Source organism: Pseudomonas sp. GW531-T4 (assembly GCF_017349615.1).
GTDB classification, from domain to species: Bacteria; Pseudomonadota; Gammaproteobacteria; order Pseudomonadales; family Pseudomonadaceae; genus Aquipseudomonas; species Aquipseudomonas chlororaphis_I.
Window position 1 is genome coordinate 1 of the sequence record NZ_JACMZT010000034.1, and the last position, 15,683, is coordinate 15,683.

A 15,683-nucleotide genomic window follows, 5' to 3' on the forward strand; every position below is an offset into this window, starting at 1 on the left:
CTCTGGCGCTGTTGTAACAGCAGGTTGCTGAAGCCGGCGCCAGACAGTTGCTTCTGCGCGGTGGTCAGCTGTTCGCGGTTGCTGAACGGGCCCACCAGTACGCGGTACCAGGTCTCGTCCTTGACGGTGCCGGACTCGACGGACACCGATTGCCCCAGCAGGATGATCTGCGCGCGGACCTTGTCGGCATCGGTCTGCTTGCGGAACGAGCCGGCCTGCAGGAAGAACTTGGTCACCGGTGCGGCCTTCGCCACCTGTGGCTGTGCCACCGGTGGTGCGGGCGGCGGGGTGATGCCGGCCAAGGCGGCCTGGGCACGCGCGGTGTCGATCTTCGCCGCTTCCGCCGGGGTCACCGGGGTGGTCGGAACCACTGGCGCGGTCTGCGGCGTCGGCAGGGTTTTTTCCGGTACGGCTTCCGGCGGCACTATCACCTCCGATTCCGGCAGCAGGGTATAGAAGTCGTACTTCGGCTTCACCGGTTGCTGCGGGCTCGGCGGGGTCTTGTTGGCCTCGGCGATCTTGGTGGTTTTCTGTTGCTCCAGCCGCTCGCGCTTGACGCTGTCACCACCCTTGCCTGGCTCCAGCTTCATCAGGAACACGATGAAGGCGCCCACGGCCAGGCCGATGGCCATCCACAACCAGCCCGGGATCGGTTGCTTTGCAGGAGCTTGGTAACGGCTGGCGCCACGCTTGGGTGCAGGTTTTTTCTTGGCAGCCAACTTACATTTGCTCCAGAACTTTCAGGCCCAGCAACTCCAGGCCTTGCTTGAGGGTACGACGGGTCAGCTCGGTGAGGCGCAAGCGACTCTGCATCTGCGTCGGCGATTCGGCACTGAGGATAGGGCAGTTCTCGTAGAAGCTGGAGAACAGCCCGGCCACGTCGTACAGGTAGGTGCACAGGATGTGCGGCGTACCCTTGTCGGCCACGCCGTTCAGCACTTCGCCGAACTGTGCCAGCTTGGCCGCCAGCTCCAGTTCCTGGGCGGCTTCCAGGGTGATCTGGCCCTGTACTTCGCTGAAGTCCTTGCCCAGCTTGCGGAACACGCCGGCGGCGCGGGTGTAGGCGTACAGCAGGTAAGGCGCGGTGTTGCCTTCGAAGTTCAGCATCAGGTCGAAGTTGAAGCTGTAGTCGCTGGTGCGGTGCTTGGACAGGTCGGCGTATTTCACCGAGTCGATGCCGACCACCTTGGCGATATTGCGCAGATCGGCCTCGGCCAGCTCCGGGTTCTTTTCCTTGACCAGGCTGTAGGCGCGCTCTTCGGCTTCGGTCAGCAGGTCGATCAGCTTCACGGTGCCACCGTCGCGGGTCTTGAATGGACGGCCGTCAGCGCCGTTCATGGTGCCGAAGCCCATGTGCTCCATTTCCATCGGGTGGGTCACGAAGCCGGCCTTGCGGGCCACCGCGAACACTTGCTGGAAGTGCAGGGCCTGGCGCTGGTCGACGAAGTACAGCGCGCGGTCGGCCTTGAGCTTGCCGCTGCGGTAGCGCACGGCCGCCAGGTCGGTGGTGGCGTACAGGTAGCCGCCGTCGGCCTTGACGATGATCACCGGCAGCGGCTCGCCTTCGGCGTTCTTGAACTCGTCGAGGAACACGCACTGGGCGCCGTTGCTCTCGACCAGCATGCCCTTGGCCTTGAGATCGTTGACCACGTTGATCAGGTCGTCGTTGTAGGCGCTTTCGCCCATCACGTCGGCCATGGTCAGTTTGACGTTCAGCAGTTCGTAGATCTTCTGGCAGTGGGACAGGGAGATGTCCTTGAACTTGGTCCACAGCTCCAGGCAGTCCGCGTCACCGGCCTGCAGCTTGACCACCAGGCCGCGGGCACGGTCGGCGAACTCTTCGGATTCGTCGAAGCGCTGCTTGGCGGCGCGGTAGAAGTTCTCCAGGTCCGACAGCTCATCGCTGGTGATCGGGTTTTCCTGCAGGTAGGCCATCAGCATGCCGAACTGGGTGCCCCAGTCGCCCACGTGGTTCTGGCGGATCACGGTATCGCCGAGGAACTCCAGGACCCGTGCCACGCCATCGCCAATGATGGTCGAGCGCAGGTGGCCGACGTGCATCTCCTTGGCCAGGTTCGGGGCCGACAGGTCGACCACGGTGCGTTGCAACGCGCCGGCCTTGCGCACGCCAAGGTGGGCGTCGGCCAGGGCGGCGTCCAGGCGGGTAGCCAGGGCCTGGGTGTTCTGGAAAAAGTTGATGAAACCGGGGCCGGCGATCTCGGCCTTGCTGACCTGCTCGTCGGCGGGCAGGGCGGCGATGATCTTTTCCGCGAGGTCGCGTGGTTTCATGCCGGCCGGCTTGGCCAGCATCATGGCGATGTTGCTGGCGAAGTCGCCGTGGGTCTTGTCGCGGGAGTTTTCTACCTGGATCGCCGGCGTCAGGCCTTCTGGCAACACACCTTCGGTGACGAGTTGGGTGATGGCTTGCTGGATGAGCTGGCGAATGGTGTCTTTCATGGTCTTCTCTTTCAACCGCTGGCGCGGCGGCGCTTCGATGCGCAGGTGGAAAAACTGGGCATTATCCGTTGCGAAGACGGGCTTGCCAACTATAGCCGGCTGTGCGGTGGCTATTCGGGCCTTATCACGGGCAAGCCTCGCTCCTACAGAAGCGTGCTGGCCTGAGATGGCGGTTTTTCTATCAATACAGGTCTACAGGGTCAACATCCAGCGACCAGCGTACCTGGCGCCCGCTGGGCATCTGTTCCAGGACCAGCAGCCAGTGACTCAGCAGTTTGTGCAGTGGCGCCCGGGCATTGGCCTGTAATAACAGTTGCGCGCGATAACGCCCGGCCCGGCGCTCCATGGGCGCCGGTACCGGCCCCAGCAGCTCGATGCCGCCCAGGTTCATCTCTGCCAGCAAACGCTCGGCCTCGCTGCAGGCTTCGTCGAGGAAACCTTCGGCCTGCCCCGGCTTGTGGGCCTCGGCGCGCAGCAGCGCCAGATGGGCGAATGGTGGCAGGCCGGCGGCGCGGCGTTCGCTCAAGGCCTGTTCGGCAAAGGCGAAGTAACCCTGTTCGGTCAGTTGCACCAGCAGCGGGTGGTCGGCCAGGTGGGTCTGGATGATCACCTTGCCCGGCTCCTCGGCCCGGCCAGCCCGGCCGGCGACCTGGACGATCAGTTGCGCCATGCGTTCGCTGGCGCGGAAGTCGCCGGAGAACAGGCCGCCGTCGGCATCGAGGATCGAGACCAGGGTCACCCGCGGAAAATGGTGCCCCTTGGCGAGCATCTGGGTGCCGACGAGGATGCAGGGCTGGCCCTTCTGGATAGTGGCGAACAACTGGTTCATCGCGTCCTTGCGCGAGGTGCTGTCGCGGTCGACCCGCAGGACCGGGTAGTCCGGGAACAGGATCGCCAGCCGCTCTTCGGCGCGCTCGGTGCCGGCGCCGACCGGGCGCAGGTCGACCTTGCCGCATTTCGGGCAATGCCGCGGCACGCGCTCGGAGTGGCCGCAATGGTGGCAGCGCAGCTCGCCGTAGCGCTGGTGTACGGTCATTCGCGCGTCGCAGCGTTCGCACTCGGACATCCAGCCGCAGTCGTGGCACAGCAGGGTCGGCGCGAAGCCGCGGCGGTTGAGGAACACCAGCACCTGCTGGCCTGCTGCCAGGGTCTGGCCGATGGCTTGTTGCATGGGGCCGGAAATGCCGCTGTCCAGCGGCCGGCTCTTCACGTCCAGGCGCAGGAAGCGCGGCTGCTTAGCGCCGCCAGCCCGCTCGTTCAGGCGCAACAGGCCATAGCGGCCGGTGTAGGCGTTGTGCAGGCTTTCCATCGATGGAGTGGCGGAGCCCAGCACAATAGGGATGTTTTCCTGGCGGGCGCGGACCAGGGCCAGATCGCGGGCGTGGTAGCGCAGGCCTTCCTGCTGTTTATAGGAGCCGTCGTGCTCTTCATCGATGATGATCAGCCCGGGGTTCTTCATCGGCGTGAACAGCGCCGAGCGGGTGCCGATAATAATGTCGGCCTCTCCGTCGCGGGCCGCCAGCCAGGCGTCCAGGCGCTCGCGGTCGTTGACCGCCGAGTGCAGCAGGGCGATGCGCGCGTTGAAGCGTTGCTCGAAGCGCGCCAGGGTCTGTGGCCCGAGGTTGATTTCCGGGATCAGCACCAGCGCCTGCTTGCCGGCTTCCAGGGTTTCGCGGATCAGCTGCAGATAGACTTCGGTCTTGCCGCTGCCGGTGACCCCGGCCAGCAGGAAGGCGTGATAGCTGTCGAAACCGGAGCGGATGGCCTCACAGGCAGCGCGCTGTTCGCTGTTGAGCGGCAGTTCCAGCTGGGCCAGCCAATGTTCGTGGCGTTCGCCCGGGGCGTGCCGGCGGACTTCCACCTGCACCAGGTCCTTGGCCAGCAACAGGTCCAGGCTGTCCTTGCTCAGCATCAGCTTGCTCAGCAATTGGTGGGCGACGCCGTGCGGGTGCTGGGCCAGCGTTGCCAGGGCTTCGCGCTGGCGCGGGGCGCGGGCGATGCGTGGGTCGTCGAGGCTGGCGCCGGGGCTGACCGACCAGAAGCGTTCCTGCCGGGCCTCGGCCGGCTCGCCCTGGCGCAGCAGGACCGGCAGCGCCCAGCTCAGGGTGTCGCCGAGGCTGTGCTGGTAATACTGCGCGGTCCACAGGCACAGCTTGAACAGCGCGGGCGGCAGCGGTGGGGTGGCGTCCAGCAGGGCCAAGGCCGGCTTGAGTTTCTCGGCGGGGACTTCGCTACTGTCCGTGACCTCGACCAGGATGCCGATCATCTCCCGGCGACCGAACGGCACTCGCAGGCGCATGCCGGGATGCAACTGGGTACGCAGTACGCCGGCAGGGGCCCGGTAATCGAACAGGCGGCGCAGGGGCGAAGGCAGGGCGAGGCGCAAAATGGCGTCGGGCACGCGGGGAAATCTCAGTGAACGGGCGGTGAAGAAGGCCCGGAGCCTAGCAGACGGTCGGTGCGAGGGACAGCTTGCGTGATCGCAAAGGTCTGGTAGAATCCGCGGCCTAATTACGTGCGGTATTCAACAATAGTGTTGGGTGGCGGCACGCTAGCCTGAGGAAGACACCATGAAAGCCGATATCCATCCAGAATACCCAGCAGTTGCCGTGACCTGCAGCTGCGGCAACAAGTTCGAAACTCGTTCGACCTACGCTAAGCCGCTGGCGATCGACGTTTGCAACGAGTGCCACCCGTTCTACACCGGTAAGCAGAAGACTCTGGATACCGGCGGCCGCGTTCAGAAGTTCGCCGACCGTTTCGGCGCTTTCGGCGCGAAAAAGGCCTAAGGCTGATCGGTCTGGAAAGCTGTTTCAGCTTTTCCTCGCTGATGAAAAAGGCGTCCCTTGCGGGCGCCTTTTTTATGTCCGCGATTTGGCTCTCCAGCGCCCAGGCGTTCTGCCCGGCGCCGGTTGGGTTGGCCTCCGTGCAGGTCCAGCGGGTGGTCGATGGCGACACCTTGCGCCTCACCGATGGGCGCAGCGTGCGCATGATCGGCCTCAATGCGCCGGAGCTGGGCAAAAAAGGCCGCACCGACGAGCCCTTCGCGGTTGCCGCCCGCCAGCGCCTGCAGGCGTTGGTGAAGGCCAGCAACGGCCGGGTCGGCCTGCTTCCCGGTCGGGAAAGCAAAGATCACTATGGGCGGACCCTGGCCCATGTCTATGGCGCCGATGGCGCCAACCTTGAAGCGCAATTGCTTGCCGAAGGCCTGGGATACCAGGTGGCGGTAGCGCCGAACGTCGATTTGTTCGGCTGCCAGCAAGCCGCCGAGCGCAGTGCTCGCCAGTCCCGGCTGGGGCTGTGGCGGCAGTCGTCTGTACTGAAAGCGGATCAGATAAAGGCCCCCGGTTTTGCGCTGCTCAGTGGCCGGGTGAGCAAGGTGCAACGCAATCGGGGCGGCATCTGGATCGAATTGCAGGATTCGGTTGTATTGCGCATTGCACCCAATCTGCTTGGCCAATTCGATGTCGCGCAGTTGGATCGCCTGCCGGGACAGCGGATCGAGGCGCGCGGCTGGGTGCTTGACCGTTCGCGCAAGGGTGGCTTGAAATCGGGTCAGGCGCGCTGGATGTTACCGCTGACCCATCCCGGAATGTTCCAGCTGGTTCAATAAATAAAAAATTGTAGACATTTTTTATTTCGATTGTGAACAGTCTATCCCTTGTGTTCCGTGGCTCTTGGCCCAAAGTCGTAGCCTGCGGGCCTTGACAGGGGTGACTGACCAGTCTTGTAGGGACTTTGCGACACGCGTATCCTCGGCGGTCCGTCTGTCCAACAGTAAAAAGCGGAATGCCCACATGTCTGATCTGAAAACTGCCGCTCTCGAATATCACGCCAACCCCCGTCCAGGGAAACTGAGTGTCGAGCTCACCAAGGCCACCGCTACCGCCCGCGACCTGTCGCTGGCCTACAGCCCCGGCGTAGCCGAACCAGTACGCGAAATCGCCCGCGACCCTGAACTGGCCTACAAATACACCGGCAAGGGCAACCTGGTTGCAGTCATTTCCGATGGCACCGCGATTCTCGGCCTGGGTAACCTCGGCCCACTGGCTTCCAAGCCGGTGATGGAAGGCAAGGGCGTGCTGTTCAAGCGCTTCGCCGGCATCGACGTATTCGACATCGAAGTCGACTCCGAAAGCCCGCAAGCCTTCATCGACACCGTCAAGCGCATCTCCATCACCTTCGGTGGCATCAACCTGGAAGACATCAAGGCGCCAGAGTGCTTCGAGATCGAGCGCGCCCTGATCGAGCAGTGCGACATTCCGGTATTCCACGATGACCAGCACGGCACCGCTATCGTGACCGCGGCCGGCATGATCAACGCCCTGGAAATCGCTGGCAAAACCCTGCCGGACGCGAAGATCGTCTGCCTGGGCGCCGGTGCCGCCGCCATCTCCTGCATGAAGCTGCTGGTGAGCATGGGCGCCCAGATCGAAAACATCTTCATGGTCGACCGTACCGGCGTGATCCACTCCGAGCGCGACGACCTGAACCAGTACAAGGCGGTCTTCGCCCACACGACCGACAAGCGCACCCTGGCTGACGCCCTGAAAGGTGCCGACGTGTTCGTTGGCCTGTCCGGCCCGAACCTGCTGAGCGCCGAAGGCCTGAGCTCCATGGCTGCCAACCCGATCGTGTTCGCCTGCTCGAACCCTGATCCGGAAATCGCCCCGGAGCTGGCGCACGCCACCCGCAGCGACGTGATCATGGCCACTGGTCGTTCGGACTACCCGAACCAGGTCAACAACGTGCTGGGCTTCCCGTTCATCTTCCGCGGTGCCCTGGACGTTCGCGCCAAGCGCATCAACGAAGAAATGAAAGTGGCCGCGGCCAACGCCCTGCGCGAACTGGCCAAGCTGCCGGTGCCTCAGGAAGTGTGCGACGCCTACGGCGGCATCAAGCTGGAATTCGGTCGTGAGTACATCATTCCGAAGCCAATGGATGCCCGCCTGATCACCGTGATCTCCGACGCCGTGGCCAAGGCCGCGATCGAGACCGGCGTGGCGACCCTGCCGTATCCGAAGAACTACCCGCTGAAAAGCGTGGATGACGTGTTCAACGGTTAATAGCAGTCCATAAAAAACCCGGCCTTCGAGCCGGGTTTTTTTATGGGGAAGTTTCAAGCCTCAAGCTGCAAGAGGAGGCAGTGTCGCTCCTCCTTGCCGCTTGAAGCTCGCAGCTTGTAGCTGCTCTTTAGAACAGGTCGATCGGCGCCGACTCGTCCGCCGGCAGCGGGCTGCCAGGGGCGTAGCCATTGCCCAGTTCGTTGACCGAAGGCGGTGTGTCTTCGCTCTTGAACAGTTCGAAGTAGGCGTTCGGCGTGCCCGGTGTCGCGGCGCGGCCGCTGACCGGATCGACCCGCAGGCTGAGAATGCCTTCCGGCTCGGACTGGGTATGGGCCGGCTTGTCCTTGAGGGCGGCGCCCATGTAGTTCATCCAGATCGGCAGGGCCACGGTGCCGCCGTATTCGCGGCGGCCCAGGCTTTCCGGCTGGTCGAAACCGGTCCAGACCGTGGTCACGTAGTCGGCGTTGTAGCCGGAGAACCAGGCGTCCTTGGATTCGTTGGTGGTCCCGGTCTTGCCGGCCAGGTCGGTGCGGCCCAGGGCCAGGGCGCGTCGCCCGGTGCCGAGCTTGATCACGTCTTCCAGCATGCTGTTGAGGATGTAGGTGGTACGCCCGTCGATGATGCGTTCGGCCACCGCCGGCGCCTGTACAGGAGCCTGGCTCGGGGTTTCGCCCGGGACGTTGTTCACCGTGAAGCTCTGTTCTGTCGGTGCCGCGATCCCGCTGCTGGCCGTGTCGCCAGTCGGTACGCTCGGCGGGTTGGCGGTGAACAGGGTTTCGCCATTACGGCTTTCGATCTTGTCGATGATGTACGGCGTGACCTTGTAGCCGCCGTTGGCGAACACGCTCCAGCCGGTGGCGATTTCCATCGGGGTCAGGGTCGCGGTGCCCAGGGCCAGCGACAGGTTGCGCGGCAGGTCCTGTTTGTTGAAGCCGAACTTGCTGATGTAGTCGATGGTGCGGTCCACGCCCAGGCTTTGCAGGAGGCGGATCGAAACCAGGTTACGCGACTTGTACAGCGCCTCGCGCATGCGGATCGGGCCGAGGAAGGTGTTGGTGTCGTTTTTCGGGCGCCAGACCTTGTCCAGGTACTCGTCGACAAAGACGATCGGTGCATCGTTCACCAGGCTGGCGGCGGTGTAGCCATTGTCCAGCGCGGCGCTATAGACGAACGGCTTGAAGCTGGAACCGGGTTGGCGCTTGGCCTGCAGTGCCCGGTTGTAGTTGCTCTGCTCGAAGGCGAAACCGCCCACCAGCGAGCGAATGGCGCCGTTTTGCGGGTCGAGGGACACCAGCGCGCCCTGAACGACCGGGATCTGGCGGAACTTGAGCGAGTTGTCCGCCTGGCGCTGCACGCGAATCAGGTCGCCGACCTGGGCGACATCGCTCGGCTGCTTGGGCGCTGGGCCCATGCTGTTGGTGTTCAGGAACGGACGCGCCCATTTCATGCTGTCCCAGCCCACGTGCTCTTCGCCGGTGCGGGTCAGTACCTGCAGGCCGTTCTTGTCGACCTGGGTGACGATCGCCGGCTCCAGGCCGCTGATGCTGCGTTGCTTGGTCAGTTCCTGGGCCCAGGCGGCGTGGGTCTTGCCGGGCAGGCGCGATTCGGGGCCGCGATAGCCATGGCGCTGGTCGTAGGTGATCAGGCCTTCATGGACGGCGGTGTTGGCCAGTTCCTGCAGGTCGCTCGGTACCGTGGTGGTGACGCGGAAACCTTCGGTGTAGGCGTCGCTGCCATAACGACCGACCATCTCGGCGCGGGCCATCTCGGCGACGTACGGTGCGTTCACTTCCGGCGTCGGTACGTGGTAGCTGGCGTTCAGCGGCTCGGCCACGGCGGCCTGGTAATCGGCCTCGCTGATCTTGCCGAGCTTGTACATGCGCCCCAGGATCCAGTCGCGGCGCTCCTTGCTGCGCGCCGGGTTGGCCAGCGGGTTGAAGCGCGACGGTGCCTTGGGCAGGCCGGCGATCATGGCCATCTGCGCCAGGCTGACATCGCGAATCGACTTGCCGTAGTACACCTGCGCGGCGGCTTCGATGCCGTAGGCGCGGTTACCCAGGTAGATCTTGTTGACGTACAGCTCGAGGATCTCGTCCTTGGTCAGTTGGCGCTCGATTTGCAGGGCCAGGAGGATCTCGGTGGTCTTGCGCGAGAAGCTGCGTTCGCTGCTCAGGAAGAAGTTCTTCGCCACCTGCATGGTGATGGTGCTGCCGCCGGACTGGATGTGCCCGCTCTTGATCAGTTGGGTCGCGGCGCGCATCAGGCTGCTGGGATCGACGCCGTAGTGGTTGGCGAAATTGTCGTCTTCAGCACTTAGTAACGCATTAATGAAGTTGGGGGGAATGTCGGCGAAACGGATCGGAGTGCGGCGCATTTCACCGAATTCTGCGATCAACTTGCCGTCGCTGCTGTACACCCGCAGGGGAATCTGCAACTGGATACTTCTGAGCGCCTCTACCGACGGTAACCCAGGACTAAGATAGAGAAACGCGCCGGAGAGAGCGAGGAGCAGCCCGCAGAACACAGCGACGATGGACCACCCGAAAAACTTCAGCAGACGAATCAAGGCTTTTGGATTTCCAGAGAAAGGAATGAATTAGGCGTCAGGTATTCACAGTCAGGAATCGGCTCACGCAGCAGATAAATCGCGGAAAAATCGCTGGGCATTATAAGCATTTTTCCGTAGAGGGCGTCATTTGCCCGTCTGTCAAGACGGGGTGATTGAACGCAATGGACATTCCAGAGTCCGTAAGTCACGGATAGTCATAGGGAATTGGTAGTGCTAGGACTCTTCAGTAAAAAGGCGAGTTCCCTTCTGGGGATCGATATCAGCTCCACCTCGGTCAAGCTTCTTGAGTTGAGCCGGGTCGGCGGCCGTTTTCGGGTCGAGGCCTATGGGGTGGAACCGTTGCCGGCCAACGCCGTGGTCGAAAAAAACATCGTCGAGCCCGAAGGGGTGGGGCATGCCTTGTCTCGCCTGCTGGCCAGGGCCCGGCCGGGAGCGAAGCACGCAGCGCTGGCGATGGCCGGCTCGGCGGTGATCAGCAAGGTTATCGAGATGGAGGCCGGGCTTTGCGATGACGATCGGGAGAGCCAGCTCAAGGTCGACGCCGACCAGTACATCCCCTATCCGCTGGATGAGGCCGCCATCGATTTCGACGTCCTCGGCTATTCGGCGCGCAATCCCGAACGCGTCGATGTGCTGTTGGCGGCTTGTCGCAAGGAACACATCGAAGTTCGCGAGGCGGCGCTGGAGCTCGCCGGGCTGACGGCGCGGGTGGTGGACCTGGAGGTCTGCGCGCTGGAGCGCTCGTTCGCCCTGGCGGCCGGGGCGTCGGTTGCCCGGACTGTGGCGCTGGTCGATATCGGAGCCACCCTGACCGCCCTGAGCGTTGTGCATGAAGGGCAGATCATCTATTCCCGCGAGCAGTTGTTTGGTGGGCACCAACTGACCGAGCACATCCAGCGTCGTTACGGGCTGTCGAAAGAAGAGGCCAGCCTGGCGAAAAAGCAGGGCGGCCTGCCGGACGATTACGCCAGTGAGGTGCTGCAACCCTTTCAGGAGGCGGTGGTGCAGCAGGTTTCGCGCTCGTTGCAGTTTTTTCAGGCCTCCGGCCCGCAGCGCCAGGTCGACTCTATCCTGTTGGCGGGCGGCAGCGCCTCGGTTCCGGGACTTGCGCCGTTGATCGAGCAGCGCCTGGGCTTGCCTGTGCTGATCGCCAACCCCTTCGCTGGCATGAGCATCGGCGGCAAGGTCGACGCCGCGGCCCTGGCCAGCGAGGCTCCATCCTTGATGATCGCCTGTGGGCTGGCCTTGCGGAGTTTCGACTGATGGCGCGGATCAATCTTCTTCCCTGGCGCGAGGCGCGGCGTGAACAACGGCGTCGCCACTTTCTCCTGGGCCTGGCAGCGGCTGCGGCGGTGGCCCTGGGTGCGCTGTTCGCGGGCGACAGGATCATCGACCGGGCGATCGACAGGCAGCTGGCGCGCAACAATCATGTAGGCGCTCAAATAACCTTGCTCGATCAGCGGATCGCCAAGATCGGCGAGCTGAAGCTGCATCGCGAGCAGTTGGTGGAACGGATGAAGATCATCCAGGACCTGCAAGGCAATCGCTCCACCAGCGCGCGGGTATTCGACCAGTTGGCCCGCACCCTGCCGGACGGGGTGTATTTCACCGATGTCAGGATGAGCGGGCAGACCCTCTCCATCACCGGGGCGGCCGAATCGAACCATCGTGTTTCGGACCTGATGCGCAATCTGGACGCCTCCGACTGGTTCGACGCGCCGAGCCTGACGGAGGTCAAGGCCGCCGGGGCGGACAACGCCGACCAGGCCAATGTGTTTCAGCTGACCGTCCATCAGACCCGGCCCGCCATGGGCGAGGGTGGGCAATGAGCCTTTCCGGCGGGTGGGCGCAGATGCGCCGGATCGATCTCGGCGAGCTGGACATGAGCAACATGGGGGGCTGGCCCGCGCTGGTCAAAGGCGTGGTCTCGGCGCTGGTCATGCTGCTGGTGCTGGCCCTTGGTTACAACCTGTACCTCAAGGATCTGTTGCTGCAACTCGACCAGCGCCGGGCGGACGAGGCCGTGCTGAAACAGCAGTTCGCCAGCAAGGCGCGCCTGGTGGCCAACCTGGGGCCTTACACCGAACAGATGAAGGCCATGGAAACCGCCTTTGACCTCATGCTGCGCCAGCTTCCCAGTGATACCGAAGTGCCGGGGCTGTTGGAAGATATCAGTCGCACCGGGCTTGGCAGCGGGCTGGAGTTCGAAGAGATCAAGCTGTTGCCTGAGGTGGTCCAGCCATTCTACGTCGAATTGCCGATCCAGATCACGGTCACCGGTGGGTACCACGAACTGGCAACTTTCGTCAGCGGCGTGGCCGGCTTGCCGCGAATCGTCACCCTGCATGATTTCGAGATCAAACCGGTCACGCCGGAAGTCGGCTCGAAGCTGCGCATGAACATTCTGGCCAGGACTTACCGCTACAAGGTGCCCCGTCCATGAAGCGCGTTCGCGGCTTGTTGCTCGTGCTGGCATTTGTCGGGCTGGCCGGTTGTGGCGGCAATGACGACTTCAGCGATCTGGATGCCTACATGAACGAGGCGCGGCTACGGCCGCCCGGTGAGATTGAACCAATGCCGGCATTCGGGTCTTACCCAACGTTCACCTACAACGCCGCACCCTTGCGCAGCCCGTTTCAGCCTGCGGTTCGGGTGGACCTGGCGGCACGCCGGGCAGGCTCGCCCGCGGTCAGGCCGGATCCGAGCCGCAGCAAGCAGTATCTCGAGGGCTTCAGCATCGAGCAGTTCGAGATGGTGGGCACCCTTTCCAATGCCTCTGGTGTCTTTGCGCTGTTGCGCGGTGCCGGTGGTGTGCATCGGCTGAAGGTCGGCGACTACCTGGGGCGTAACGATGGGCGGATTGTCGCGATCAGCGATTCACAGGTCGACGTGGTCGAGATTGTTCCCGATGGAGCGGGAGCGTGGCTGGAGCGACCACGGACCATTCCATTAAAAGAACACTCATAGTGGAACTCGCATCATGAACAGGATCTTTTCAGCCTTCGGTATTGCGCTATGGATGGCGCTGCTTTCACCGATGGCCATGGCGGCCAGCCTCAAGGCCCTGGATGTCGCGGCGCTGCCGGGGGATCGCCTGGAGTTGAAACTCACCTTCGATGGGCCGGTGCCCGAGCCGCGGGGTTATACCACCGACCAGCCGGCGCGGATCGCCCTCGATCTGCCGGGTGTCGTCAGCCAACTGGCGAACAAGAGCCGCGATCTGGGCAATGGCAATGCGCGCAGCGTGACGGTGGTCGAATCGGGGCCGCGTACCCGGGTGGTGGTCAATCTGGTCGCGCTGGCGCCCTACAGCACTCGAGTCGCCGGCAATCAGCTGTTTGTGGTGATCGGCCAGGGGGCGACGGTGGTGCAGAGTGCACCGGGGCAGCCGGCTGTCGCGTCCGGGCGGGCCAAGGCCACGGCTTTGGCGGGGCGGTCGATTCGCAGCGTGGATTTCCAGCGCGGCGAGCAGGGTGAAGGCAATGTACTGATCGACCTCTCCGACTCGGGAATGAGCCCGGATATCCAGGAGCGCGACGGCAAGCTCGTCCTTACCTTCGCCAAGGCCCGTCTGCCAGAACCCCTGCGGGTCAGGCTGGACGTCAAGGACTTCGCCACTCCCGTGCAATTCGTCAGCGCCCGGGCGGAGTCCGGCAAGGCCATCGTCACCATCGAGCCCGGCGGCACCTTCGATTACTCGACCTACCAGACGGACAACAAACTCACGGTAAGTGTCAGGCCGATGACTTCGGGCGATCTGCAGAAACGCAACACCGAGCGCTCGGCCTATAACGGCGAAAAGCTCTCGCTGAACTTCCAGGACATCGAGGTCCGCTCGGTGCTGCAACTGATCGCCGACTTCACCAACCTCAATCTGGTGGCCAGCGATACGGTGCAGGGCGGCATTACCTTGCGCCTGCAAAATGTGCCGTGGGACCAGGCTCTCGATCTGGTGCTCAAGACCAAGGGGCTGGACAAGCGCAAGGTGGGCAATGTGTTGCTGGTGGCGCCAGCCGATGAAATCGCGGCCCGCGAACGCCAGGAGCTGGAGTCGCAGAAGCAGATCGCCGATCTCGAGCCGCTGCGGCGTGAACTGCTGCAGGTCAACTATGCCAAGGCGGCGGAGATCGCCAAGCTGTTCCAGTCGGTCACCCGCGCTGAGGACAAGTCTGACGAGCGTGGTTCGATCACGGTCGATGAGCGGACCAACAACATCATTGCCTACCAGACCCGGGAGCGTCTGGACGAGCTGCGGCGGATTGTCAGCCAGCTGGATATCCCGGTGCGCCAGGTGATGATCGAGGCGCGGATCGTCGAGGCCAACGTCGACTACGACAAAAGCCTGGGCGTGCGCTGGGGTGGCTCGATCCAGAACCAGGGCAACTGGAATGCCTCGGGGGTCAGCAACGGCACCAACGCCTCTTCCACCATAGGCACGCCAGGCAGTACCAGCAGCAACTCACCGTTCGTCGACCTGGGCACCACCGCCAATACCTCCGGCCTGGGTATCGCCTTCATCACCGACAACGTGTTGCTGGACCTTGAGCTGACAGCCATGGAAAAGACCGGTAACGGTGAAATCGTCTCCCAGCCCAAGGTGGTCACCTCCGACAAGGAGACGGCGAAGATCCTCAAGGGTACGGAAATCCCCTATCAGGAAGCCGCCTCCAGCGGGGCGACTTCGGTGTCGTTCAAGGAGGCTTCGCTGTCCCTGGAGGTGACGCCGCAGATCACCCCGGATAACCGCATCATCATGGAGGTCAAGGTCACCAAGGACGAGCCGGACTACCTGAACAAGGTCCAGGACGTGCCGCCGATCAAGAAGAACGAGGTCAACGCCAAGGTCCTGATCAACGACGGAGAAACCATCGTTATCGGTGGGGTTTTCTCCAATACGCAAAGCAAGGTTGTAGATAAGGTGCCATTTCTAGGCGATGTGCCGTATCTTGGCCGCCTTTTCAGGCGTGACGTGGTGTCGGAGAAAAAATCCGAGCTGCTGGTATTTCTCACTCCGCGTATCATGAACAACCAGGCGATTGCTGTGAGTCGTTGATTCTGTGCGAAATTTGATTCTTGTTGGGCCAATGGGGGCTGGCAAAAGCACCATTGGTCGCTTGCTGGCCAAAGAGCTGCGCCTGCCATTCAAAGATTCCGATAAGGAAATTGAGTTGCGCACGGGCGCCAATATCCCGTGGATCTTCGATAAGGAAGGCGAACCGGGCTTTCGTGATCGGGAACAGGCCATGATCGCCGAGCTGTGCTCCGCCGATGGCGTGGTCCTGGCGACCGGCGGCGGCGCGGTGATGCGTGAAGCCAATCGCCTGGCGCTGCATGCCGGGGGGCGTGTGGTCTATCTGCATGCCTCGGTGGAGCAGCAGGTCGGTCGTACCGCCCGGGATCGCAATCGACCGCTGCTGCGCACGGCCGATCCGGCGAAGACCCTGCGGGACCTGTTGGCGATTCGCGATCCGCTTTATCGGGAAATCGCCGACCTGGTGGTTGAAACCGATGAGCGGCCACCGCGCATGGTGGTGCTGGACATACTGGACCGCCTGCAGCAACTGCCTCCCCGTTAATGCGCAGCGTGAAAT

General features: G+C 63.2%; 13 protein-coding genes. 9 read left to right on the forward strand and 4 right to left on the reverse strand.

Features of this window, described 5'->3' with window-relative positions; genetic code table 11:
• The 3 genes from J4D28_RS22815 to J4D28_RS22825 all read right to left on the reverse strand — a co-directional run.
• On the reverse strand, window positions 1–719 hold a 719-nt coding region (locus tag J4D28_RS22815; RefSeq protein ID WP_207246457.1), incomplete at its 3' end, for an SPOR domain-containing protein.
• A gap of 1 nt (window position 720) precedes the next feature.
• Window positions 721–2,457, reverse strand: coding sequence for an arginine--tRNA ligase (argS, locus tag J4D28_RS22820; RefSeq protein WP_038630412.1), 1,737 nt, complete (start codon window positions 2,455–2,457; stop codon window positions 721–723).
• Between the two features lie 181 nt (window positions 2,458–2,638).
• Window positions 2,639–4,858, reverse strand: coding sequence for a primosomal protein N' (locus tag J4D28_RS22825; RefSeq protein WP_103330912.1), 2,220 nt, complete (start codon window positions 4,856–4,858; stop codon window positions 2,639–2,641).
• 169 nt (window positions 4,859–5,027) lie between these two features.
• Between J4D28_RS22825 and rpmE the strand changes: the two genes are divergently transcribed.
• The 3 genes from rpmE (at window position 5,028) to J4D28_RS22840 (ending at window position 7,523) form a co-directional block, all read left to right on the forward strand.
• The gene (gene rpmE / locus J4D28_RS22830; RefSeq protein ID WP_009046593.1) at window positions 5,028–5,246 is read left to right on the forward strand and encodes a 50S ribosomal protein L31; all 219 of its coding nucleotides are present in this window, start codon (window positions 5,028–5,030) and stop codon (window positions 5,244–5,246) included.
• Between the two features lie 41 nt (window positions 5,247–5,287).
• Window positions 5,288–6,070 (forward strand): thermonuclease family protein, encoded by a 783-nt coding sequence (locus J4D28_RS22835; RefSeq protein ID WP_009046594.1) that lies wholly within the window; start codon window positions 5,288–5,290, stop codon window positions 6,068–6,070.
• Between the two features lie 184 nt (window positions 6,071–6,254).
• Window positions 6,255–7,523 (forward strand): malic enzyme-like NAD(P)-binding protein, encoded by a 1,269-nt coding sequence (locus J4D28_RS22840; protein ID WP_009046595.1) that lies wholly within the window; start codon window positions 6,255–6,257, stop codon window positions 7,521–7,523.
• Between the two features lie 127 nt (window positions 7,524–7,650).
• On the opposite strand, the gene J4D28_RS22845 is transcribed toward J4D28_RS22840, so the two are convergent.
• On the reverse strand, window positions 7,651–10,086 hold the full coding sequence (locus J4D28_RS22845; protein ID WP_164485209.1) for a penicillin-binding protein 1A: 2,436 nt from the start codon (window positions 10,084–10,086) through the stop codon (window positions 7,651–7,653).
• A 216-nt stretch (window positions 10,087–10,302) separates the two neighbouring features.
• Between J4D28_RS22845 and J4D28_RS22850 the strand changes: the two genes are divergently transcribed.
• Genes J4D28_RS22850 through aroK form a run of 6 tightly spaced genes read left to right on the forward strand, consistent with a single transcriptional unit; the run spans window position 10,303 to window position 15,668 of the window.
• Window positions 10,303–11,355, forward strand: coding sequence for a pilus assembly protein PilM (locus J4D28_RS22850; RefSeq protein ID WP_009046597.1), 1,053 nt, complete (start codon window positions 10,303–10,305; stop codon window positions 11,353–11,355).
• Entirely contained in the window at window positions 11,355–11,921 is a 567-nt protein-coding gene (locus J4D28_RS22855) for a PilN domain-containing protein (protein ID WP_009046598.1), read from the forward strand. Before J4D28_RS22850 ends, J4D28_RS22855 begins: the two co-directional genes overlap by 1 nt.
• Window positions 11,918–12,535 carry a type 4a pilus biogenesis protein PilO gene (locus J4D28_RS22860; RefSeq protein ID WP_009046599.1) on the forward strand — a complete coding sequence of 206 codons (618 nt, stop codon included), beginning with the start codon at window positions 11,918–11,920 and terminating at the stop codon, window positions 12,533–12,535. Before J4D28_RS22855 ends, J4D28_RS22860 begins: the two co-directional genes overlap by 4 nt.
• Window positions 12,532–13,059 (forward strand): pilus assembly protein PilP, encoded by a 528-nt coding sequence (locus J4D28_RS22865; RefSeq protein ID WP_103330911.1) that lies wholly within the window; start codon window positions 12,532–12,534, stop codon window positions 13,057–13,059. The genes J4D28_RS22860 and J4D28_RS22865 overlap by 4 nt, the downstream gene beginning before the upstream one ends.
• A 13-nt stretch (window positions 13,060–13,072) precedes the next feature.
• Window positions 13,073–15,145, forward strand: coding sequence for a type IV pilus secretin PilQ (gene pilQ, locus J4D28_RS22870; RefSeq protein ID WP_103330910.1), 2,073 nt, complete (start codon window positions 13,073–13,075; stop codon window positions 15,143–15,145).
• Between the two features lie 4 nt (window positions 15,146–15,149).
• The gene (gene aroK / locus J4D28_RS22875; protein WP_009041824.1) at window positions 15,150–15,668 is read left to right on the forward strand and encodes a shikimate kinase AroK; all 519 of its coding nucleotides are present in this window, start codon (window positions 15,150–15,152) and stop codon (window positions 15,666–15,668) included.
• Window positions 15,669–15,683: the final 15 nt, after the last annotated feature.